The following is a 23,024-nucleotide window of genomic DNA, read 5'->3' as shown; positions in this document are numbered from 1 at the left end:
TCTTATTCTCTAATTTACATTTCCCATATTCACATATTATAATCAATTGAACAATACTGACGTTTTTGTCACTATAAACAAATTAGCAACAACGAAGGGAACATAATAAATGGAAATCGAATATAAAGAAAAAACCTTTTTCACAAGCAAAGACCTGGCTTTATCAGTGATAGGCGGGCGCTGGAAAATAGCGATCATATGGTGTTTGCTTCAACAATCACCGTTAAGATTAAGCGAAATACAAAAATTCCTTCCGGATGTCAATCAACGTATGTTAATTAGACAATTAAGGGAATTGGAAGAGGATAAAATAATTACAAGAGTTGTTTATCCGGTTGTCCCTCCCAAAGTGGAATATCAACTAAGCGAAATCGGCCTTCTCCTGGAGCCTGTTGTCACATCCATCTGTAATTGGGGAGAGGATTTCAGAGAATTTCTGGAAAAAGACGCGAATAAAGAATCAACCAAAGAAAATTAAGTTAACAGGTAAAGGCAAAAAAGTCTGGAAAGATTCAAAAAAGCCGTGAAGCGCTTTCATATCAAAGCGCTTTGCGGCTCTTTTTCTTATAGATTAGCAAGACAATTCAAGTTGCGTATTTTTTATTCAATTTCTAGATTAATAGAAAAAGCTAAAGAATTGGATAAAAAATAACAACCTGTGCAATCGAACAAAGATGCACCAAATTTTAATCCCTCAATGTTTCAGCCTATTCTCTTCCTTCTCATCCATTGCGTAGCTACCCACTTTTCTCCTTTTATAACAGGAGCACCCCTATGCAATGTTAATTCGTTTAATCGTTCTTCATTATAAAAATATTCGAAGTATACGGCCATGCCCTTTTTCGGACGAACAGTAAAATTGAGTTTCGGGAAATAGGTTTCGCCGCCCTCTTCCACATCATTTAAGTACAGTACCAGAGTTGAGATGCGATTATTGCTCGCCGCTTTGCTTGTCTCTGCGAAATAATCGACGTGATCTTTGTACTCCTGACCCGGTTGGTAATGCAAAATATGCAGTCCTTCCCCATGCTCTGTGGGGATTCCCATAATTTCCGAGACCCTTTTTTCCACCCTTGCAAGAACTTCATTGTCGATGTCTGTTAAAAACGCTCCGCTGCTTGTACGGATATCGCTGACTTCTCGCGTACTTCCGATTTTTGAACGCTTCAGATGGTCTTTTGACAACTCGATCAACGCTTCGCATTCCTCATCATCCAGTACGGAGCCTAAAACGGCGACTAGCGGTTCTTCCAATCGAGCGAGAATGTCAATCTCCCTGTCTTCCGTTATAATCTTATTTCCATTATGGCTAAAAATAGTCGATTCCTTTTCATGCACGTCATTAAAAATGATTGCCATCATTCATCAACCTCCCTGTAATTATCGAAACAATTCCATATTTCGACAAACAGTTTTCCATTTCCTTCTTCTTTATCACCTAAAATTAATAATCAAACATTTTAATTTCTTTAGTAATGTAGTTGAATCATCTGGCCCTTTTCATGAAAAAGACGCTTCCCTGATTCCAGAAAAAGCGTCCGATTATGAATTGATGTTGAAGAAAGTGGAGATTATTTACCTTATCATTTGCTGTATCATTTGCTGACCGGAATAAAATACTGCTATTTCGTGCAGGATATCATACATATTTTTCGTTTCCTTTAACAATCATATAACTGTATCTACATAATTTACTTTTGATGAATTTCAATTTAGCCATATAAAATCTTGATTCAATTTCCCTCTTCCTTTAACCTTGCATTCCCTCCTAAACGTTGCACTTCATATGGCATGGCCGATAGATTTAATCATTGGATGCAAAAGCAGTGTGCTGCCGGGGAGAAATTGATTTGCACTGAATATTCTTTTACGGTTTGAATTGTGAATGGAGGGTCCAAATGAACAGAGGAAAAATATTGATTGTTGAAGATGAAAAGAAAATTGCACGGCTGATCCAATTGGAACTTGAACATGAAGGTTATGAAACGGGGGCTGCCTATACCGGGCTAGAAGGTTATTCGCTATTTCAAAATGAAACTTGGGATTTGCTGATATTGGATGTGATGCTGCCCGAATTAAGCGGGCTTGAAGTGTTAAGGAGAATCCGCTCTGCCGATAATCAGACCCCCGTTATCTTATTAACGGCGCGTGATGCCTTGCCGGATAAAGTAAGCGGGTTAGATTTGGGGGCAAATGACTATATGACAAAACCATTTGAAATTGAAGAATTACTTGCGCGCGTTCGTGTCTGGATGCGGCAATCTCTTTCTCAAGAAGAATCAGACTCTTCACTTTGCATTGGCGATTTATCCTTAAATGAAAAAACACGGGAAGTAACGCGGTCAGGCCAATCCATTGAATTAACGCCAAAAGAATACGATCTGCTTCTATACTTATTGCAAAATCAAAATCAAGTTCTCACATTTGATCAACTTTTATCAAATGTTTGGGGTTTTGATTATAACGGTGATATCAATATTGTCTATGTATACATTCGTTATTTGCGCACAAAGATTGACACCCCATTTTCAAAACCTTATATTCACACTGTTCGTGGTGTTGGATATATGTTAAAGGAATAAGGCATGAAAATCCAAACGAAAATTATTCTTGCATCTACCCTCTCGCTGTTTGTCCTGCTGGTATTGGCCAACAGCTCCATTTACTTTATTTTCAATAAAACAATGACGGAGAATGCAATTCAGCGACTTGAGACAGAAACCATCCATATATTTGAAGGAGTCAAAGAAGCCAATCCTTCTTCCGTTCATTATAATGACTTATTGCGGGCTTATTTACCGCCGAATGGAATGATTCGGGTTCTGACTCCTAATGGCAAACCCATTCTGGTTTTGGTGCGAGACAACACCAATATGCAATATCTTCCCTATTCATATAAAACGGGTGAACAAACAACCGTGGAAAGGATCAATCATCATTTATACGCAGTCGGACAAGTACCGATTATTTGGACAAATGGTGAAATTGCCTCATTGGAGGTAACCGAACCTTTAACAGATATAGAGCGTTCACTAAGAATCTTAAAAGTAAGTTTAGTGATTGCTTCTCTCGTCATTTTAATTCCGACTGTTATTGGCGGTCGCATACTTAGTCAAATCATCCTTCGTCCCATCAAAACACTTATTCACACAATGGAAGAGATTCAGAACTCGAAAACATTTAAAAAAATAGGCAGAGAACGATCTTCCAAAGACGAGCTGGACCAAATGGCCGACACATTCAATAACATGATGGATTTATTGGAGGAAAATTATAAAAAGCAAGAGCGATTCGTTTCAGATGCTTCACATGAATTAAAAACTCCCCTTACCGTGATTATCAGCTATACAAAAATGCTGAAACGGTGGGGATTGGAACGCCCGGATATTTTGGAGGAAGCAATTGAAGCGATTCATTCCGAGTCAATGCGCATGAAACAGCTAACGGAGCAGATGCTTTTGCTTGCAAAGGATGATACCCAGTGGCAGTTAAAAATAGAGCAAGTAGACATTGCCGCTATTTGCCGCGAAACCTCGAAGTATCTGCAGCAAGCGTTCAAGCGCAAGATTTCGATTCATATCCATACTGATCGTCCATGGATTATGGCTGATGAAAAGAAGATAAAACAATTGTTTTATATTTTTATGGACAATGCTATCAAATACAGTGAAAAACCCATTGATTTATCGATAACTTCAAGCGGCAATTTTTTATTCATCGCTATCACCGATTATGGAATCGGCATTCCACAAGAGGAATTAGAACGTGTCTACGAACGATTTTTCCGAGTAGATAAAGCGAGAACCCATGAAGCAGGCGGTTCAGGGTTAGGACTGCCTATCGCAAAGAAAATTATCGCTGCCCATAATGGTGAAATCAAGCTGGAAAGTGTCGAGGGAAAAGGCACAACGGTTACATTAAAATTGCCGATGAACCTCTCATAGAGTTCTAAGTTTCCTTTAATTAGTTATTAATGCACCCATGATAAACTGGTTAACAAAAATAGATGAGGTGAACGGATGAAAAAAATAACGGTAATTCTTTTACTTGTTTTCATCCTGGGCGCCATTGTCTGGTATGGGGGAACAAAAGCGCTCAATCGTACCCCTGCCCCCCTTTCTGAAGACAAGGTCAGCCAAATGGTTATTGAAAAATATGGAGGTACCATTAAGAACGTCAGACCGGAGCAAGAAAACTATAAACTTACGCTAAAAAAAAATCAGATGCTATACGACATCACTGTCAATCGAAGAACAGGAGAAGTGCTTTCTTTTGTCAAACAAACATCGCCGGTAACGAAAAATCGCCAAAAACCAGAAAGCATCGAACCGCAAAAGCACAAAGAAGGTACCCCGATCACTCCTGAAAAAGCAAAAGAATTGGCAGCCGAAAAAGTAATCGGTACAATCACTTCGATTGAATTGGATGAGGATGATGGCCAACTCGTATATGAGATTGACATCGATCAAACGAAAACCAAAAAAGCAGAAGTTGTTGTCAATGCTTACTCAGGGAAAATTGAAGCGATTACATTTAAAACAATTGAAGATGAAGAGGACTGAACGTGCAGCTGTGAATCCTGCGCGTTTTTTGTCTTTTCTAAGACAATTTTAAAGTTCTCCTTCGTGTTCTTTAATATTGGCTCGTTATGATGTTCTTGCAACCATAATACAAGGTTAACAGAAATGAAGTTACATTCAACTCTATTAGCAGGAATCGAAAGCAGCTCCCCTGAAAATACTTTAGGGTTTTAAAATAAATGACGGCTTAAAAATGTGACGTTAAGTATTGAAGCGGACTATTAAGGAACCGGCAGTTGAATAGATATAGAAAATCGGCAAAAAAACTACTAGGAGGAATTCATATGTATCAACAATTTAAAGTTAAACCAATGTTTAAGGATCAGGTTCATGAACGTCATCACTTTACACTGAAAATGGAAGGAACTAATTACCAAGGCATTTACCACGAAGGAAAAATTCAATGGTTTCATCCTCAACCTGAAGCCAAGCTTGAGGACAAGGAAGTTCGGAATCTAGAAAATAAGGTTTGTGACTTGATGACAGACCATAAGGAAAAACTACTAGCAGAAATTGATGGGTTACAAAAATTTAAAGTTAAACCATTGTTTGAGAATCAAGTTCATGAACGTCATCACTTTACAATAAAAATGGAAGAAAATCATTATCAAGGCATTTACCATAAAGGAGAAATCCAGTGGTTCCATCCCCAACCTAAAGCTAAACTCCAGGAAGAGGATCTTTGGAATCTAGAAACTAAAGTTCATGACTTGGTGACGAACCACCTAGAACAGTAATTCTCTCAAATCAGGAAGCAATAATATTAAAAGCCCCTTGGACGCCAAGGGGCTTTTAATATTGGGCGCTACGCTGTTACCGAAAATCTTTTCTTTTGCTAAGGCGCGGTGATTTCGGTAATCTTTATATCTGCCGGTATTAATGGATGCTGGCTGATGACACTAACAGTATTTCGCACACCATCACCTGGAGTTGCCCCGCCCTCGAACCATTCGCTTAAATTATTCTCATGGAATTCCGGTTTGCAGTTTTCAAATAGGTAATTGAGTGATTGTGCCTTTTCTTGAAACTTACCTTCCCATTCCTTATCATGCCGAGTCCAGAAACTGCTTTTCAATCTATTTTCTTTAGGACTGCCAACGACCACAATCTCATCAATATTGTGTTTATACACCGCAATGATGATGGACCTCATTAAGTCATCAAATGGGGATAGGAGCAAACCGCTTTGCAAGACGGTGATATTTTCCCTCTTTATTTGTCGTTCTCCCTTTATTAAATGGTTTATATCAACATCAAAATCTATTACAAATAGTGTATTTTTATTAATATTCATTGCTGCGTCACTCCTTTAAAGGGTTCAAGCTCTGCTTCACTTAGCAAACTCTTACTATCGAAACGATTCCAGAGAAATGAAACCATCCAATGGCTCCATCATAATTTACTTTGCAAATCTTCCGAAAGCATAAAAACCATAATGCGTTCCCCGGTTTTTGTACTCAAGTCGGTATAGAAACTCTTCACTTCTATACCCGTTATTGATAAGAGTGTTTCTTTTAATTCTTCTATTCCTGATTCCACCAAACTATTTCGAATGGTTTTGACCGATAACAGACCTTCTTTATTTTGGCATACTGAATATTCAGCTGACGTTAGTATTCCTTTCAACACAACAATCACCATATCTCGCAAGATATCTGATTTAACCGACACGGAACCGCGCCCCAGATAACTTTTTTCCCAATGGGTTAACGCTTTGCTAATTTCAGCTTCCAGAGCACCTTTAGATTTTTCCATCATGACTTCTTTCCTTCCATTCCACAATTCACACGCATTTAGTATTTCGAAATTCCGCAATCGCCTATATCTCTAGTTTTTAGCCACGAATGAATATGATATTACTTTCAATATGGTACAAGTTTATTTATTGAACGACAAATAAATCAGGATAAACTCTCCCATTGTCCCTCTGGATCAATCGATACCAATCGAATCCATCCGTTTTTAAGCTTTTGAAGAAAATGTGGATTTTGTTCCAGCAACCGTTTTACATACTCTCTTGGCGCTTCGATTACTATTAATAATCTTAGTGGGTCATGGTATGCTTTTTGATCGGATTCCATCACCGACTGCCAGGGGAGGCCGCTCAATAGGTCACTGGCATTCCCCTGCATGACCCCAATTCCCGCAGTCACGGTTTGGGTCGTTTTATTTCCGCTGCCATAATAATGAGGGGCGACAGTAGAAGCATAATATTGCAAGTTGATCCACTGGGCGACGGTGGCTGGTCCGGCGATAATATTGGCGAGAATTTCACCATTTTCATCCTTCCGCCAGTTATAATTGTGAAGAAAGGCTCTTCCTTCCAGATCACAATCTTGCGTAAGCTCCCGAGACCCGATTATGAATGCTGCATTACGGGCAAGTCCCCATTCAGGTCGTACTTCACTCCAGTCTTCTCCCATGCGCTTCGCCTCATCCTTAGGATTCTTGCCTACTCCAATACCCGGTAATTTTGAAATTCTTTCGGCATTCGACTGTTCACTAACCATGGGCAAAATTGCTTGAATACTCTCAAAGGCTTCCTTTGCTTTATGTGAAAGTTCCGGGACATAAAGCCATTGCAGTTCGTCAAGGGTAGTAATATGCTCGGCAGCTGCAAAAACCGTATCTTCTGGAATCATAATCCCCTCTTCAGCGAGTGTTTTCCTTACCTCTGGAAGATTGCATAATGTGGCCAATACCCTTGAATTAAATCCACTCGAAGCCCCTCCGCATGCACCACAATCCAGTGACGAAGCGTAGGGATTATTCGTACTGTGGCTTCCATGCCCGCAAATCACGACTAATGGCGCAAAATTTTCTGTTAAGCCCATCATCTTCAAAGCTTGCCGTACATAATACACCTTTTCCTCTTCAGAAAATCCAATGGGCAACTCTGTTTCCGATGTCCGCTCATAATCCAGTGAAAGTTGCGCTTGGGGCTTGCGTAACCATCTTTTCCGGATTTTATGTGATACATCACCTGCAAACCTAGGAACAAAGCTGCGGGCAATCGTTTGTAAACTGAGCCATGGACCACTGATTTCCGGCAATAATAAACTCGAAGGCAAGTTAAACTTCAGCCTTTTAAACGTGCAGCTGAGCGAACTGAGTGTTTGATGACGTTGTTGATATTGTTTTAAAGCAATTTCAGATGAATATTCTTTCACTTTAAACTGGGGTTTGAACATAACCGGCAAGGATGGATGATGATCCTTGCTGCCAAGTTCACAAGTTTCAATTGGCAACCCGAAAAAACCGGCTGTTCCAAACGTCTCGAAAGGACCTGCTTTTTCAAGTTTACGGCGAAAAGGCTCTGAACGTACATCGATGCAAAAAGCAAATTGGGCCAATGCATGCTTGGAACGTTCCGCTATACGTTGAGGTTTTGAATTGATGATGTTCTTTAACTGAAATTCGTAAGTTTGTTCCCATGCTTCGAGCCAAAGCCGTTGACGGAGAGTACGATCAAATCGAAAGGCAAGCGTTAATCTTGCTTTGATTTCTGTCGCAGATAACTGCAGCCATGCATTGATTGGCATGCCCCCCCACTTCGCCCATGAACCAATCAAGGATTCCAGAAGGTCTTCCATATCCTCTTCCATTTTTGGTTCCGGTAAAGGGAGGTGGGGCTTGATCAGCGCATACTCCAGGCAAATGCGGACTGCCAAATATTCCGTCAACAGGTTCTTTTCCTCAGTAGATTGCTGTGAGCGCCAAAGCATCATTCCTGCCCAGCCCGGTAGAGCGAGCAAATGCGCTTTAAAATATCCTTCAATTTCCAAGTAGGATATTTCCAGACCCAACAAGGATTCCGCTAATGCTTGCGTAGCATCGTTCGGTAAATCATTCAGATTGCTGCGTACAAGTCGATTCACTGCCGGGTCATGCTTGACCATTTCTTTCCATGCAGTATAAAAACCTTTTTCTCGATTTGGCATCGACCAGACAGCCTGCGATTCATCCAAATATAGCTTGCACCACTTAATCATTTGACCATTGAGGATTTCGGTCATATTCTCACCCTTGGCCTTTTGTAGACGCTGGCTATACGTATGTACAACATGTTTTTTTGGAAATTGCACATCATGCCTTGCCAGTTGCTTTGCGAGGCTTCTTAACTCAGTCTTTGGCAATGGTTTAAACGATTGCTCTTCTTGCAATAGTGCTGCTACGCAGAACCGATTTGCAATCTCTTTCGGCAAATCGATTGATTGTAAATCAAGCCATTTCTGAAGTTTTGTTTCCAGAAACTCCCGGCGAATCTCACCTCGGTCCCATGCAGACTGGAGGATTGAATCACTAGGATAGATATCTACCTCACAAGTATCCCTCAGTTGGCGTGCTATTTGGTCAAAAGACTGCTGTTCCAAGCCTGTCCAGGGATGGCGCGCCGCAAATTTCGTTATAGGGCCAAGGGGTACAATTACTTTACTTGCAAATTTCACAAATTTGTTTATATCAAAATCCATCGCATTAGAATGTTTTTCTACATTTTTGATTTTAGCAAACGTTGTCGTCACCGTGACTTTCCTCCTTGAAATAGTAATTGAGTTAAATAATTGGGGTGACTTTCAATCACGTCATTTTGCGGCTCCCCTAACCGTACAAGCCAAAGATAAATAATCGCATGGAATTTAGAAAAACGATTGCGGGTCAACGAAATGCCAATCATAATTGCGCCCAACAAAATCACAATGAGTACTATAGCCGCCATTACGGGAGGCTGCATGCTTTCTTGAACACTTTCATTTAACGCCACATACAAAAGATGATGGATGAAAAAATAGATGATGGCTCCACCGACTAGAACAGCAAAACCAGCAATGCGCCCCACCTTGCCTAATCCGGAGGCAACAAGCTGTACCCAAGCGATTGATAGTGACCATCCCAATATGAAGGCACTGACCAATTGATAAGCATCACCAGGGGACGCAAGCCAAAAGCCCATGCCAGCCAGAACACCTACCCCAATTCCAGTGAGCTTCGATAAAAAGGACAACGGCTGTTTTGTATAAAATGCATATTCATGCCGTTGAATCGCTGAGCCGGATTGCAAAAACAAGGTTGCTTTAAATAAGCCATGCAATACTGCATGCATAATGGCCGCTAAATAAGCACCCAGTGCACATTGAATCAACATAAAGCCCATTTGGGCAATGGTAGAACCAACGAGCTGGCGTTTATAGTCCACTTGGACCAGCATGATTCCCGTTCCAATCACCACGGAAATACTGGAAAAAATGAAGAGGACGATTTGTGCAAGACTTCCATTAAAAAGAGGCGCAAAAAGAGTCAATATGATTCCACCAGCATTGACAATACCTGCATGCATCACGGCTGAAATTGGAGTTGGCGCCACTACCGAGTCCAGCAACCAACGTTGAAAAGGCCATTGCCCTGCCGGAATAACGACAGCAAGAATAAGCAATAAATTGATACAGGTCTTCTCCCATGCATCGAGCTTTGCAAGACTATCCAGCGTAAGTGCAGCCGACAACTGCCACTGATTCGTTGACTGCGCAATCCAAAAAATCGCCACCAGTAAGGCTCCCCAACTAAGCGAAAACAAGAATCCACAAATCTTTGCGGAATTTCTTGCTACGTTCCATTCCTTTCTCAACCTGATAAGCAGTGTCAATCCAAGAAGCGCCGCCCCCCAACAAGCCAATAACAACCGCAAATCATTGCTGATCCAAGTTGCAGCGGCAGCAGTCGTCGTAAATGTCAGCAATGCAAAATATTCTCGATAGGCCGCATCGCCAAGCAAGTAATGGACACAATAGCGCTGGACAATACAGCCAATCGTCAGTACAAAAAGGGCCAGCAGCCACGATAAGGAATCAAAATGCCAAGGACCCACCATTGTTTTTCCATCATTCAATAAGAGGGCGATCAGGGCAACAAGAGGCGGTAAAACGATAAACCCTTGATGTATGCGAATAAAATGCAAAGGTGTTTTTGGATATAGAAGGAGTAGAGAGCTTAATACGGAAACAGCTAGAAACAGTAAGAATACAAAGGGCAAAAAGTCACTATCCAGTTGGTTTAGCATCTCCATCTCCTCCCCTGAAATAAATGAATGCAAGTAGACAAAATGTCGAACATATAATTCTTATCCCTCCGCGTCATTAGTGATTCTCCCTTCCTGCCAAGTCAAATGATTTTCATTGCAAAAAAACAAAAAACCGACAATTCAAAAGATAATGGTCCAAATCAAACCATTAATCTTTGTAAATTGTCGGTTTACTTTTAACTAACCTAAACTAGGTTTTTTAAATCGTCTACCTTTATTACAACTATTATTTCATTTTCCTTTTTGGCTTTGGATGGATCACCAATGTTAAAATATTGACAATCATCCTAAAACCAATATGGAGAATATCTTATTTATATTTATCATATAAAATTTTATTATTTAGCACACTCTATGTCAAGGTCAAAATTATTGTCCTTTGCAACTTATGGTTTCAAAGTTAGCTTCCTTTTATCAATGAATTTTCCCCGAACCTTGTTAAGGTACATTCATTTTCTCGATTTCCTTCCTTTTATATAGAAATTTTGCACATGGCAGCAAGTTCCGAATCGATAGGGATTACTGTCCAAAATAACCAGATCCGATTCAACTTGCTCGATTATGGGTATAATAACCATTGCAATCTCATGCAAAAGAGGTTAATATTCTAGCGGTAACTTTATTGTAAGCGCACACATATTATCAAATTCTTCAGGAGGTTACATATGCCTTACGTTATTTCTATTTTAGGTATTTTAATCGTATTGTTATTGGCTTGGTTGGCTAGTTCCAATCGAAAAGAGATAAAATACAAACCAATTATTACGATGATTATCATTCAAATTCTTTTGTCATTGCTGCTGTTAAATACAGAATTTGGTTTAATCATTATTACGGCAATAGCTACTGTATTTAATAAGCTGCTGGAATATGCAAGCGAAGGGATTAACTTTGTATTTGGCGGCTTGGCGAATGAAGGACAGGCTCCGTTCTTCTTAAATGTTTTATTGCCGATTGTCTTTATTTCCGCATTAATCGGTATACTGCAGCATTTGAGAATCCTGCCGGTCATCATGAAGGGCATTGGATGGGCATTAAGCAAAGTCAACGGAATGGGTAAACTTGAATCATATAATGCCGTGGCTTCATTGATGGTTGGACAATCAGAAGTTTTTATTACATTAAAAAAACAACTCGGCCTGCTTTCGAACCAGCGTTTGTATACACTATGTGCGTCGGCAATGTCCACTGTCTCGATGTCCATCGTTGGCGCTTATATGACAATGCTGGAACCAAAATATATTGTTACGGCTTTAGTTTTAAATTTATTTGGCGGTTTTATCATCGCTAGTATCATTAATCCTTACGAGATTGACCCAAGTGAAGACATCTTGGAAGTAGAGCATGAAAAGCAATCCTTCTTTGAAATGCTCGGAGAATACATCCTCGATGGTTTTAAAGTTGCCATTATCGTTGGTGCGATGTTGATTGGGTTCATTGCCTTGATGGCAGGATTCAATAGTTTGTTTGAGCTATTGTTCAACGTTTCCTTCCAGACGATTCTGGGCTATATCTTTGCCCCTGTTGCTTTCATCATGGGAATTCCTATGTCTGAAGCAGTTAACGCCGGATCAATCATGGCGACTAAACTGTTGACCAATGAATTTGTGGCGATGCTGGATCTATCCGGAGGCAAATTTGACTTTAGTGAAGAAACAATCGCAATTCTTTCTGTATTCCTTGTTTCCTTCGCCAACTTCTCATCCATTGGGATCATTGTTGGGGCAGTAAAAAGCTTGAATGAAAAGCAAGGAAATTCCGTTGCGCGTTTTGGCTTAAAACTGTTGTATGGTGCCACACTTGTAAGTGTACTTTCAGGGATCATCGTTAGTTTGGTTATATAAAAAAACACCCATAGCGAATTGGCGGCTAACGGCCAAAACCTTTTCATAACTGAAATCAAAAAAGGCAGTGGTGCGCACCACTGCCTTTTGATTTAATGACGGGTTTAGTTCAAACAATTACTATTTAACCATTAATAATTTATGATCCTTGATTGCATAATCCCCATATTCTCTAGAAAGAACTACTGTTTTAACTGCATGTTTTCCTTTAGCAAATACTAATAAAAATTGATCCTCGATTACTTCAATGCCTCCACTATCCCCTTTGAATTGAATACCCATTGATTCCTCAATGATTTCATTTGTCGTATAAGGACCAAACGCCGCAGCAGCATCCCATTCGAAGTCTGTCATCGTTGTTAAATCAATTTGTTTTTCCCCTTTCGCAAGCCTCGAGTGTATATCCTTACCTAACGCCGGATCCTGACTCGCCCGGTTTACAAAGAAACTCGCAAAGAATAAAATGATCAACCCACAAATTAATAATAGAAAAACTTTTTTCTTCATGACTGCACCCCTAAATTATGCTCAATCTGTTTTATAGATTAAATTATAGTTTAGTTGAGTAATAACCTGGTATAAAATTCCTTTAAATTGCCCATATTTTCTATAAAGGAGTGAGTTAGATGAATCCAAATATCGAGGATCTTTTAAAAAGAGTGGAATTTAAAAAACAATTCGTTGAAGAATACCGCAAAAAATGCTTAGAGAGAGCGGATGTATTCTCCAGCTATAAAGACTTAGCACTATATTGTGATGCCAAGATCGATGCTTACAACAGTATGATAAAGGATATTAACGAGTTATTTCCTTTGGCAGCAACCAAAATAAATTAGGGTTTTAAAGAGCGATTCGCGTTATTGAAGAATCGCGCTTTTTTTTTCTTTTTCAACTATAAACTTTTCATTACAGAAAGGAGCGGTCGGGACAAAACTAAAAAATCAAATGCAAATGGTATAGGACTGTGAATAAAAATAGCCTTATTAGTTTCTTTTTACGGTAAAATATAGTAAGCAAAGGGGGAAATTTCATGAAAAAACATAGACTAGGAATAACATGTATTTTAGCCACTTCAATAATGATATTCGCTTTTCTCAATCCAGTACATGCAAATAGTTCTTTTAAAGACATGGAGAGATTTGGGTGGGCAAAAAACACAGTCGATTATCTGGTAGAAAAAGGTGCAATCAATGGGGTTGGAGATAACCTATTTGCCCCACATAAAGAGCTAACGAGGGGTGAAGCTGCCAAAATAATCGCTCTCATTCTCGAACTTGATGTGAATATGAATGAAAAAACCAATTTGGTTGATGGGGCAAACCATTGGGCAAGTCCGTATATAAAGGCGATTCAAACCGAGAAACCCGGCGTAATCGATGGATATCCAGATGGAACGTTTAAACCGAATAGATTTGTGACAAGAGAAGAAATGACCAAAATGATCGTTTTAGCATACAATTTCGAAAGAAACACGAGTCGTTCTTTACAGTTCGATGACGTTTCTGGTTGGGCAACCGACTATATAGAAATCTTGGCCAGTCTCGGTATTATCTATGGTAATGGAGATGGTCGATTTGCTCCTAAAGCGCATGTCAATCGAGCTCAGGCAGCTTCCATGATTCACCTAGCCAATGAAGTTTTCCCCATCACCCTAAATCCTGAATTTAATGTTGAAAAAACAGTAGAGCGGGATGGAATAAAATTTGATCTATTTTTAGGTCAGGCGTATGGAAGACTGTATGTAAAGACAAAGGCCACTAATATAAGCGAAAATGGTGTTCCATATATTGGTTTTAACGGATGCGACCGAGGATTTTCAGCTAATCTATTTACTGAAAATAACGGCGAAAAAATTGAAGTAGGAAGTGTCTGGAGAAATCCAGTAATCCTTTGCACCCAAGCAATCCAAGACTTGGTTCTTGAACCAGGCGAAACGATTGAAGAAACGGAAATTTTAAATCCACCAACAGAAGGATTTAAAGAAAACCATTTTGTAAAAGTGGAATTTCAAAAAGGAGTATATGAAGGAAACTCTACTATAATTCCAATAGAAATTGAAATCCCTTTAGAAGAATTGGAATAAAATCTGCAATAAATAAACTTAGAGTCGATTCCTTAACTTTTAGAGAATCGGCTTTTTTGATTTTACATGGATATTGAAGCTCCTTAAACAATATATTTTCGAACTACATAAATTGATAGAACTAATAAAATAACAAGAACTGCCGCAATGATCATTGGGTCATTCTTAAAGCCGATACCACCTAAGGTGATTAAAATTGCCCCCAATATAATCTGGGAACCCCCCATAATATTGGCCACTTTCTTTTTATCTTTAACAGACTTGTTTCGGACAAAAGTTAATAATTCAATGAGTTGTTTTACACCAATTAAATAACCTGATATTAATAAAATAACCCCTATAATCAGCAAATTAATATTCAAATCCTATGTTCCCCTCTTTCTTGCCATGAACCATCCTCAGTAAAAGGCTAACTGTGTATTGCTTTAGTCCATTCTCAAAGTGCCCGCCCGCCTGTAAGAAGCTATTCTCACAGCTTTAAAGAATAGCCCCTCAATTCATATAACCTTCATAAATCTTCTGTAATTTCTCTTCGAATATATCCATATGAACAACACGCTCTTCCCGCAAATACTCTTTCCCCTCCACAAATAGAAGCAGCACCGGAACCGAAAAAACAGTGAATCGTTCTGCAATCTCCTCCACTTCTGCGGAGTTGATATGGGCGAGCTGGATTTCCGGAAACTTTTCCATCAGCTTTCCGACCTGCGGCAAAAGAGCGTGGCAAACACTGCATCTTGTTCGGGAGATATAAAGGAACGATAACGGATGGGTAGAAATGAAATTGTCCACTTCTTCAATTGATTGCATTTCTTCAAATGTTCTCATTCCTTATCACCTTTCTTAGGGGGACTTTATGTTAAGTTAAATCAATTGTGCCACGGTTCCTTCCCCTTCTATACTCGCAATTTTCATTTGCCCTTAGTCTAATTTCATAAAAAATGCTTCAATCCGCTTGTTTGAACAAAAATGGAACAAACTAAATTATGGATTATTGAGCACTTAACTTCAGCATAAAAGACATACAATCCTTTTGCAAAAAGTATACTTAATGCGGCTAAAAAACTTCTGAAGAGGCAAGACTTAGTACCAGGATTATTCACTCTAAAATTCAAAAAACCCGCTTTTCCAAATAGGGAAAAGTTAGCAGAGACTCTTGCAAGGCCGGTCTTTTCCTATCAGCGCAATATCGAGAAGGAGACTTTTTTATGAATATATTTGTATCAATCTTAATCCCTGCCTTTAATGAATCTATCAATATTCCAATCATCTATCAAGAACTCATCAAGGAATTAACAAAACGAAGCGATTATTATGAAATATTATTTGTAGACGATGGCAGTACAGATAATACATTAGAGCAAATCCAAAAATTGGCTTCTTCTTATTCTGAGGTAAAGTACCTTTCTTTCACAAGAAATTTTGGAAAAGAACCAGCAATCTATGCGGGTTTGCAGCATGCACGAGGCGATGCCGTTATTATCATGGATGCCGACCTGCAACATCCAACCCATATGATTCACCCATTAATTGACGGATTTAAAGAAGGATTTGATCAAGTCATCGCCCAACGAAACCGTATAGGAGAATCATTTATGCGCAGTAGGTTGTCATGTCTGTACTATTCCATTATGAAACAATTTGTTGAAGTCGATTTAAAGGATGGGCAGGGTGATTTTCGCCTGCTTAGCCGAAGGGCAGTCAATACGGTATTAACAATGGGTGAGCGCTATCGCTTTTCAAAAGGCCTTTTTTCATGGATTGGCTACAACCAAAAGGTGATTATGTATGATAATCATGCACGGGGAAAAGGCGAATCGAAATGGTCTTTAAAGAAACTCATTGATTACGGCATTGAAGGTGTTGCATCTTTTAACCATAAACCCTTGCGTTTGTGCTTATATACCGGCTTTATAACTCTTTTCCTGGCGATTCTCTATATTTTTTTCATATTTGGTGAGTTTTTAATTAACGGAATTAGTGTTCCTGGTTATTTTACCACTATTTCTTCCGTGCTTTTCTTAGGCGGCATTCAATTAGTTAGTCTTGGGATTATCGGAGAATACGTAGGGCGTATTTATCATGAAACGAAACAAAGACCTCTCTATATTACTCAATATTCGAACATCGGAAGGAAAAAAAATGTGCATAAGTTCAAAACGAAGTGAGTTTATCCGTTTTATTTTGGTCGGCGGGTTGAATACAGTCAATTATTATCTTTTATACTTACTATTTCGTATGGTTGGATTGGCTTATATGTTTTCTCATTGGATAGCCTTTTTAATCAGTATGGCGATTTCATTTTATTTGAATGTCTATTTTACCTATCGGGTGAAACCGACCTTCGAAAAATTCCTCAAATTTCCATTAACGCAAATTGTTAATATTGCTGTATCTTCCGGATGCATTTATATTTTAGTTGAATATTTCCACTTGAACAGCACCATTGCACCGATATTTTCCGTATTGATCACCTTTCCAATAACCTTTATTTTAACAAGCAAAATTTTGAAGCGGGAAAAGGTGGTTTTGTGATTAAAAATAAACATTTTCTTCTTATTGGCGGTAGTTTTGTAGCCGCTATTATGGCTCATACCGTATTTATTTATGAGATGATAAATGGCACCTATATGGTAGGACCTAATGATGGGCTCGCCCAGATGGTTCCGTTCCGTAAAATGTTATATGAGCAATTTAAAAACGGGGATTTTTTCTATAGTTTTCAATATGGGCTGGGCGGTGGAACTTACCAGCTTTCTTTCTATTATTACAATAGTATCGTTTACTTCTTTGTTTTTGGGCTTGTTTTTATTTTTGAAAACTTATCGCTCATTTCAACGCCCAACGTTCTTTTTTGGGCCCAAGTTACCTTGTATGTCAGTATAGTGCGTCTTTCTCTTATCTTCATTTTAACCACTTATGTATTCAGCTACATGAAAATTGACATGAGGTATGCGTTTATTGGTGCGTTTATTTACGGAGGGAGCATGATTTACTTCCGCCATGTGACTTATTGGGAGTTTTTTGCCGACGCTTTTCTTTGGCTGCCGCTTTTCGTATTAGGCATAGAAAAAATCTTCCGGGAAAAAAAACAATTAACTTTAATTGCTGCAGTTGCTCTTTCGATGTTTGATAACTTTTATTTTGCGTATATCCATTTTGTATTTATGGGAATCTATATTCTTCTGCGTTGGTTAATTCCTTTAGCAAACGATGAAAAGCTTAATTTAATGCAGTTTACTCTATCAATTTTGCTGGGTGCAGGCATCAGTGCCGTCTCTTTTATACCGGCTGCTTATGGCTATGTCCATAATTATCGTCCTCCCTTTGATGATTACATTTCATGGTTTGATTTTAAAGACAATGTGCTCCTTATGAGCAGAACTTATCTGCTCCCTGCTATTTTGGTATTGTTTTTGTGCATCAAAACATTTTATGGATCTAAATTATTTCGGCTTTTCGCTTCCATCGCCATTCTAATTGCTCTTTCCCATTATATTCCGGTAATTGCCAGTGCTTTTAACGGCTTTTCTGCCCCACAAAACCGCTTTGAGTATCTCGGATATTTTGCCGTTGGTGGAGCGATTGCCGCCGGTTTAATGCATCTCTCAAAGCTATCCCGGGAAACAATTAAGAAAGCGTCTCTGTATACTTTCCTCATTTACAGTTTCTTTTATGTGATTGATGATCCTATGAGAATTTCTAAATTAGTTACTCTTATTGTTTCTCTACTGCTCATTGGCATTTATACTATTCTCTTGAAGAGAAAAAAAACCGTTGTTATCATGAGTACGATTATCATGGCCAATCTGGTCACTTTATTTGTTTATAATAAAAATTTACTGGCGACCGGGGATGTCAGTGATTCGACGAAAAAATTTATAACAAGTGTAAATTATGATTCTGCAGAACAAAGAGCTCTCATTCATCGCGTGCTGGAACATGACGATGCTCCATTTACCCGATTGGACTGGATGGCAGGAAACCGAAACAACACTCCTATGATCTATGGCTTTAACGGCTTAAGTGCTTATTCCAGCATTCTTAATGAAAATATCTCATCTTTCTATTACCGTGATTTGGAAATCGATATGAAACGAGAAAGTGTAAGCCGCTATAATAGTCTGGGGAATCGTGCTAATTTATACAGTCTGTTGCGAGGCAAATATATCATGTATAAAAAAGGAACCAAAAAAAATATTCCGTTTGGATTTAGCAAGTATATGGAAAGCAATAACTATGTAATTTACCGTAATGGGAATACATTGCCGTTCATTCGTACAACAAAAAATATTTACAGTGAAGAGGCTGTTAATCACGTTCCTATAGTTGACAGGGAACATGCCATGTTGAATGGGGTCATTGTGAAAGACCCATCCCCTTCCACTGTAAAGCCCGCACGCAGCGGTGACTTAATGGAACACACCAATATAATACCTGTTAATGGAACTTTTAAAAATGGACAACTTGAAGTGGAAGGCGATCAAGGCGGCATTGATATTAAGTTAAATCGAATACCGGTGAACACGAAAGATTTATACCTTTCCTTCTATTTGAAAAATAATGATAAAGATGCTCCCGGGTTTCGTTTGACGGTAAATGATTTCAAAACTTCTCGAAAATCCCGGCAATCCATTTATCGTACTAAAGTGAACAATATCACTGTCAGGGTTCCAAAAGATGATACTCTCGCCATTCGAGTTCCACAAGGGACCTATACTTTAAAGGATTTCAAACTCTTTTCCGAAGACTATCACGCTCTTAAAAAAGAGGTGAATAAAGAAAATCCAGAAGCTAATGTAAAAATTAAAAATAATCACATCAACATCACTCTTCAAAACAAAAACAATGATTTAATGATGACCTTGCCGATTCCCTATGAAAAAGGCTGGGAAGCTCATGTAAACGGAGAAAAACAAAAGGTTCAAAAAGTAAACTATTCATTTATCGGAATTCCTATTCAATCAGGTGAAAATAATATAAAACTAATCTTCTATCCACCCTACTTTCGTTTGTCTATACTAATCAGCGGTATTTCCTTATTGCTGGCATTCGTCTGGATTAGGACCAATCGAAAACAAAGGCTATCCAAAAAGGCAAGTTAACGCGAAACAATAAACATTCCTGGGGTTACTCCCAGGAACTCTTTACTCATGTAATTTTTAAATGATTTCAAACGGAATCATCAATATTTAAATTTCTTTAGCATGTTGTTTAACTATGCGAAATTTTAAAGAGGAAAGACCTTTTCTCTTTAATTAAAAAAGCTGCCTCGATGACAGCTTCGAATTTCATATAAGAGCCCCATACGAAAACAACTCGTACAAAGTTTTATTCACACTTTACTGTTAGTCATAGGAAATTCCACAGGAGCAATGATTTTTCCCGAATAACAAATGCCAAGAGACATAATCCCACTCATACTTTGTCGCTTATAACCTAATCCCCTGGAAACTTCTGCTTTCGCAGCATTTCAGCGATCCCTTGATAATAGCGTTTGCTAAAGAAGGAAGCTACAAATTGTGTCCATGTGCCGGCACGGTTGTTTGTCGATCTTTCCTGCAAATAACGGGAATATCGTTCATTATATTCCTCAAGAAGAGGTTCCAATTCACGGTTGTATCGTTCTTCATGGTAAACGGCTTCTTTTGGAAGGCGCGGTTTTTGGCCTGGATCTTGACCAGGATGGCCAATGCAAAGACCGGACACTGGAATCACGTATTCCGGAAGGTCAAGCAATTCAATGACTTCTAGCGCATTTCTGCGAATCCCGCCTATCGCCACGGTTCCGAGGCCAAATGACTCGGCGGCAGCAACAGCCGTACCAAGGGCAATCCCCACATCCGTCACGCCAACAATGAGCGTGTCAATATCATCTGCTGTATTGATTAGCGTTCCTTCCATTTCACCGGCAAGATGCGTTCGATAAAAATCCGCACAGAAGACCAGGAAAACGGGCGCTTCTTCGATATGCTTTTGGTTGCCGCAAAGCTCCGCCAATTTCTTCTTTCGCTCTTCGTCCTTTACAGCAATAATGGAATACTGCTGCCCATTAATCCAGTTGGGTGATGCCTGAACCGCCTGGATAATCTGATCCAGCTGCTCCTCATCCACCGCCTTGTTTTGGTACGAACGGAATGAACGATGAGCTTTCAATGACTTTATTACCTCATTCACAATGATAAACCTCACCTTCAATAAATATTTAGTAGAATAATTAAATGCTAACACAATTCCACTCCATCCATCTAATTCCTTGCTCCGTTAACCGGTATTTCCAGGAAAGCAAAAAGCGATTCTTCGCTCTTGAAGAATCGCGCCCAAATGTCTTTATTTTCGCCAAAAGGCCAACTTTACATCTTTACTCTACGTCAGATAATTGTACTCCTGCAATTGCCTCAAAAAGTGTTGATGACTTACTCTTGCTTAATTGGACATACTTATCTTCACTTTCCAAAATAAGCTCCACTTTATCTTTGTTTGGGCTAATCCATAAAGCGAAAATCAATCCCGTTTGTTCATTATCCCCTTCGAAATGAAATTTGTAATTTGGGGGTGATGCCATGCTTACTTCTGCATTTTCCCAACGGATATGTTCTAGTATATCTTTGGCTTCCTGGACCGTTTCATGATCGGTGATTTCTCTCAACCTTTCATATTTATCCTCTTCACCAATACGCTTTTCCACTAAAATCTTATTCCCCTCAATTTCCATGCCGTTTGAACAACCTGCGATTAAAATTAAAGATAGAGACAAAATAATAAAGCCACTGAAATATTTTTTGTACTTCTTCAAGACGCTCACCTCTTTAAAAGGATTAGACTTGAATAGCTTAAAAAAGTTTCAAAGCGTTCGAAATGTGTAATTCCATCAGCGAAACTTCGTCACATCATTCACCGGCAAAGCCCTAAATATTAGCTCAGCATTTTACTATAAAAAAGATTCTAGTCAATAGTCTGATTAATAATTGTCCTATTAAGAAAAGAATTGCAGTGAATATGACTGCAAGATCTCTGCCGATTGGTTTAAACCATGCACCATCATCAGGGATTAAATACATAGCCAAGAGCAATGATAAAGCCCCTGTAATAACATTAGCCAAGAGAACTTGCCAAATTTTCATTCGACCAGCCAACACACCCGTCAGAACAACATATACTAATGAACCTAAAAGCAGAAAAGAAGCCTCTTCCCTCTTTACATGTTGTCCATATTCATAAAAGTGAAATAAAAATGGTGCAGGTATGAAAACAAGAGTTAACCATAGTAATTTCATTGAGTCCTCCGAAAAACCTTATATTCCAAACAAGCCAAATAGCCTTCAATTAAAGAAAGAGCGTAATTCAGTACGTCTATATTGTGTCTTTTTTTGCAAAAAATTGATGATTGGCAGTAAACACAACTATTACCTAGGTATAGTCATTCGATTGTTTTCATCTAATCTGCTTCTTTCTTGATCATGAAATGTTTTCTTAGCTGTCAAGATTGTTAGTACAATATTCGCAACGATGAAATATATAAAAACACCAAAAGCCATCAATATAAACTGGACCATCTCAAAATTCCATTCGATTTCTGCCATACTGATCCCTGTGCCAAAAGACATGAAGGTATACACTACCATTGGCAGTAAAACGACCAGTATACTTAAACATAACGCAATGATATTCACCACTAGAATCGAAGCTTTCCATAAGCCCACATAATTCATCGTTTGTTTGGATAAGAAAACAATATTAACGATATATAACAGTGTCACTAAAATTAAAGGCAATAAAAATTCATGCAATAAAAAAATTAACGTAATAAGGACCTCGCTATGTAAAAACAATTGAATTCATCTTCCTATCTTTTTTAATTTTTAAATCAACTCATTTAGTGTAATATTACACTAAATGTATTATTTGTCAATCTAAAATTCAAATAAGCAACTCAAAAAGTAAAAGAAAAAAGCAAGGAGAACCTTGCTGCAACCCAATTGCAACAGCATATTTCATTAGATTTAAAAACGACCTTAAAATCCCCATTTTTTCACATGTTGTGACATGACTTTATGGGATAAAAAAAAATCCTGCATAAAGGTATACAGGATTTTTAATTGAACATGATTGTTTATCTTTTTTGAAAATAACTGAATCTCTCTTTTAAGCAGATATGTAAAAAAGGCCGATTCATAAGAATCAGGCCTTTTTCAGAGCGATGTTTTATTCACTTACGGGAAAACACCCTACTACCATCGCTTAATTATTAAGATACGATTATACTATGATGACCCGTACGGGATTCGAACCCGTGTTACCGCCGTGAAAGGGCGGTGTCTTAACCACTTGACCAACGGGCCAGCTTTCAATGCGACTGCCAACGACCAATCTGTTAACGGTCGATTACAATTTCCACTGAACTAATTCGAAATGACTCCTATATGGTGGGCCTAAATGGA

23 protein-coding genes and 1 tRNA gene are annotated in these 23,024 nt (G+C 38.7%); 11 read left to right on the top strand and 13 right to left on the bottom strand.

Annotation, left to right across the window (positions count from 1 at the left end):
* Positions 1-109 precede the first annotated feature (109 nt).
* Positions 110-478 carry a winged helix-turn-helix transcriptional regulator gene (locus tag D1B33_RS17930; RefSeq protein ID WP_118877777.1) on the top strand — a complete coding sequence of 123 codons (369 nt, stop codon included), beginning with the start codon at positions 110-112 and terminating at the stop codon, positions 476-478.
* Between the two features lie 224 nt (positions 479-702).
* On the opposite strand, the gene D1B33_RS17925 is transcribed toward D1B33_RS17930, so the two are convergent.
* Positions 703-1,359 (bottom strand): prolyl hydroxylase family protein, encoded by a 657-nt coding sequence (locus tag D1B33_RS17925; RefSeq protein ID WP_118877790.1) that lies wholly within the window; start codon positions 1,357-1,359, stop codon positions 703-705.
* 539 nt (positions 1,360-1,898) lie between these two features.
* Between D1B33_RS17925 and D1B33_RS17920 the strand changes: the two genes are divergently transcribed.
* The 4 genes from D1B33_RS17920 (at position 1,899) to D1B33_RS17905 (ending at position 5,317) form a co-directional block, all read left to right on the top strand.
* A complete protein-coding gene (locus D1B33_RS17920) occupies positions 1,899-2,582 on the top strand; it encodes a response regulator transcription factor (protein ID WP_118877776.1) in 684 nt (227 codons plus the stop codon).
* A 3-nt stretch (positions 2,583-2,585) separates the two neighbouring features.
* On the top strand, positions 2,586-3,944 hold the full coding sequence (locus D1B33_RS17915; protein WP_118877775.1) for a sensor histidine kinase: 1,359 nt from the start codon (positions 2,586-2,588) through the stop codon (positions 3,942-3,944).
* Positions 3,945-4,019: 75 nt separating this feature from the next.
* Positions 4,020-4,562 (top strand): PepSY domain-containing protein, encoded by a 543-nt coding sequence (locus D1B33_RS17910; protein WP_118877774.1) that lies wholly within the window; start codon positions 4,020-4,022, stop codon positions 4,560-4,562.
* A 302-nt stretch (positions 4,563-4,864) separates the two neighbouring features.
* Positions 4,865-5,317, top strand: coding sequence for a DUF5342 family protein (locus D1B33_RS17905; protein WP_118877773.1), 453 nt, complete (start codon positions 4,865-4,867; stop codon positions 5,315-5,317).
* A gap of 98 nt (positions 5,318-5,415) precedes the next feature.
* On the opposite strand, the gene D1B33_RS17900 is transcribed toward D1B33_RS17905, so the two are convergent.
* The 4 genes from D1B33_RS17900 to D1B33_RS17885 form a co-directional block, all read right to left on the bottom strand.
* Complete coding sequence (locus D1B33_RS17900) at positions 5,416-5,874, bottom strand: carbonic anhydrase (protein ID WP_118877772.1); 459 nt, start codon at positions 5,872-5,874, stop codon at positions 5,416-5,418.
* A 98-nt stretch (positions 5,875-5,972) separates the two neighbouring features.
* Positions 5,973-6,335, bottom strand: a complete 363-nt coding sequence (locus D1B33_RS17895) for a Na-translocating system protein MpsC family protein (protein ID WP_118877789.1) — start codon at positions 6,333-6,335, stop codon at positions 5,973-5,975.
* Between the two features lie 146 nt (positions 6,336-6,481).
* Complete coding sequence (locus D1B33_RS17890) at positions 6,482-9,052, bottom strand: DUF2309 domain-containing protein (RefSeq protein ID WP_118877788.1); 2,571 nt, start codon at positions 9,050-9,052, stop codon at positions 6,482-6,484.
* 47 nt (positions 9,053-9,099) lie between these two features.
* Complete coding sequence (locus tag D1B33_RS17885) at positions 9,100-10,635, bottom strand: NADH dehydrogenase subunit 5 (RefSeq protein WP_118877771.1); 1,536 nt, start codon at positions 10,633-10,635, stop codon at positions 9,100-9,102.
* Between the two features lie 686 nt (positions 10,636-11,321).
* On the opposite strand from D1B33_RS17885, the gene D1B33_RS17880 reads away from it, so the two are divergent.
* Positions 11,322-12,500, top strand: coding sequence for a NupC/NupG family nucleoside CNT transporter (locus D1B33_RS17880; protein WP_118877770.1), 1,179 nt, complete (start codon positions 11,322-11,324; stop codon positions 12,498-12,500).
* 120 nt (positions 12,501-12,620) lie between these two features.
* Here the strand turns inward: D1B33_RS17880 and D1B33_RS17875 are convergent, their stop codons facing one another.
* Complete coding sequence (locus tag D1B33_RS17875) at positions 12,621-13,007, bottom strand: hypothetical protein (RefSeq protein WP_118877769.1); 387 nt, start codon at positions 13,005-13,007, stop codon at positions 12,621-12,623.
* A gap of 119 nt (positions 13,008-13,126) precedes the next feature.
* Between D1B33_RS17875 and D1B33_RS17870 the strand changes: the two genes are divergently transcribed.
* Positions 13,127-13,336: a hypothetical protein gene (locus tag D1B33_RS17870; RefSeq protein ID WP_118877768.1), complete on the top strand. Its 210-nt coding sequence runs from the start codon at positions 13,127-13,129 to the stop codon at positions 13,334-13,336.
* Between the two features lie 194 nt (positions 13,337-13,530).
* Positions 13,531-14,583, top strand: a complete 1,053-nt coding sequence (locus D1B33_RS17865; protein ID WP_118877767.1) for an S-layer homology domain-containing protein — start codon at positions 13,531-13,533, stop codon at positions 14,581-14,583.
* A gap of 83 nt (positions 14,584-14,666) precedes the next feature.
* Here D1B33_RS17865 and D1B33_RS17860 read toward each other — a convergent pair whose 3' ends face one another.
* Positions 14,667-14,945, bottom strand: coding sequence for a hypothetical protein (locus tag D1B33_RS17860; RefSeq protein WP_118877766.1), 279 nt, complete (start codon positions 14,943-14,945; stop codon positions 14,667-14,669).
* 130 nt (positions 14,946-15,075) lie between these two features.
* The gene (locus D1B33_RS17855) at positions 15,076-15,411 is read right to left on the bottom strand and encodes a thioredoxin family protein (RefSeq protein WP_118877765.1); all 336 of its coding nucleotides are present in this window, start codon (positions 15,409-15,411) and stop codon (positions 15,076-15,078) included.
* Between the two features lie 380 nt (positions 15,412-15,791).
* Here D1B33_RS17855 and D1B33_RS17850 point away from each other — a divergent pair, with 380 nt between their 5' ends.
* Genes D1B33_RS17850 through D1B33_RS17840 form a run of 3 tightly spaced genes read left to right on the top strand, consistent with a single transcriptional unit; the run spans position 15,792 to position 19,688 of the window.
* Positions 15,792-16,751 carry a glycosyltransferase family 2 protein gene (locus tag D1B33_RS17850; protein WP_118877764.1) on the top strand — a complete coding sequence of 320 codons (960 nt, stop codon included), beginning with the start codon at positions 15,792-15,794 and terminating at the stop codon, positions 16,749-16,751.
* Positions 16,726-17,118, top strand: a complete 393-nt coding sequence (locus tag D1B33_RS17845; RefSeq protein ID WP_118877763.1) for a GtrA family protein — start codon at positions 16,726-16,728, stop codon at positions 17,116-17,118. Before D1B33_RS17850 ends, D1B33_RS17845 begins: the two co-directional genes overlap by 26 nt.
* A complete protein-coding gene (locus tag D1B33_RS17840; protein ID WP_118877762.1) occupies positions 17,115-19,688 on the top strand; it encodes a YfhO family protein in 2,574 nt (857 codons plus the stop codon). Before D1B33_RS17845 ends, D1B33_RS17840 begins: the two co-directional genes overlap by 4 nt.
* Before the next feature lie 334 nt (positions 19,689-20,022).
* Here the strand turns inward: D1B33_RS17840 and D1B33_RS17835 are convergent, their stop codons facing one another.
* The 5 genes from D1B33_RS17835 to D1B33_RS17815 form a co-directional block, all read right to left on the bottom strand.
* Positions 20,023-20,760, bottom strand: a complete 738-nt coding sequence (locus D1B33_RS17835) for an NADPH-dependent oxidoreductase (RefSeq protein ID WP_118877787.1) — start codon at positions 20,758-20,760, stop codon at positions 20,023-20,025.
* Positions 20,761-20,944: 184 nt separating this feature from the next.
* Positions 20,945-21,379 carry a YhfM domain-containing protein gene (locus D1B33_RS17830; protein WP_118877761.1) on the bottom strand — a complete coding sequence of 145 codons (435 nt, stop codon included), beginning with the start codon at positions 21,377-21,379 and terminating at the stop codon, positions 20,945-20,947.
* A 124-nt stretch (positions 21,380-21,503) separates the two neighbouring features.
* Positions 21,504-21,860, bottom strand: coding sequence for a hypothetical protein (locus D1B33_RS17825; protein WP_118877760.1), 357 nt, complete (start codon positions 21,858-21,860; stop codon positions 21,504-21,506).
* Between the two features lie 129 nt (positions 21,861-21,989).
* Entirely contained in the window at positions 21,990-22,415 is a 426-nt protein-coding gene (locus D1B33_RS17820) for a hypothetical protein (RefSeq protein ID WP_118877759.1), read from the bottom strand.
* A gap of 438 nt (positions 22,416-22,853) precedes the next feature.
* Positions 22,854-22,925, bottom strand: a tRNA-Glu gene (locus D1B33_RS17815).
* Positions 22,926-23,024 lie beyond the last annotated feature (99 nt).

The sequence above is a fragment of the Ureibacillus yapensis genome, from assembly GCF_003515775.1.
GTDB classification, from domain to species: Bacteria; Bacillota; Bacilli; order Bacillales_A; family Planococcaceae; genus Ureibacillus; species Ureibacillus yapensis.
The sequence above is the reverse complement of the archived record's forward strand: the minus strand, read 5'-3'. Positions and strand labels throughout refer to the sequence as shown.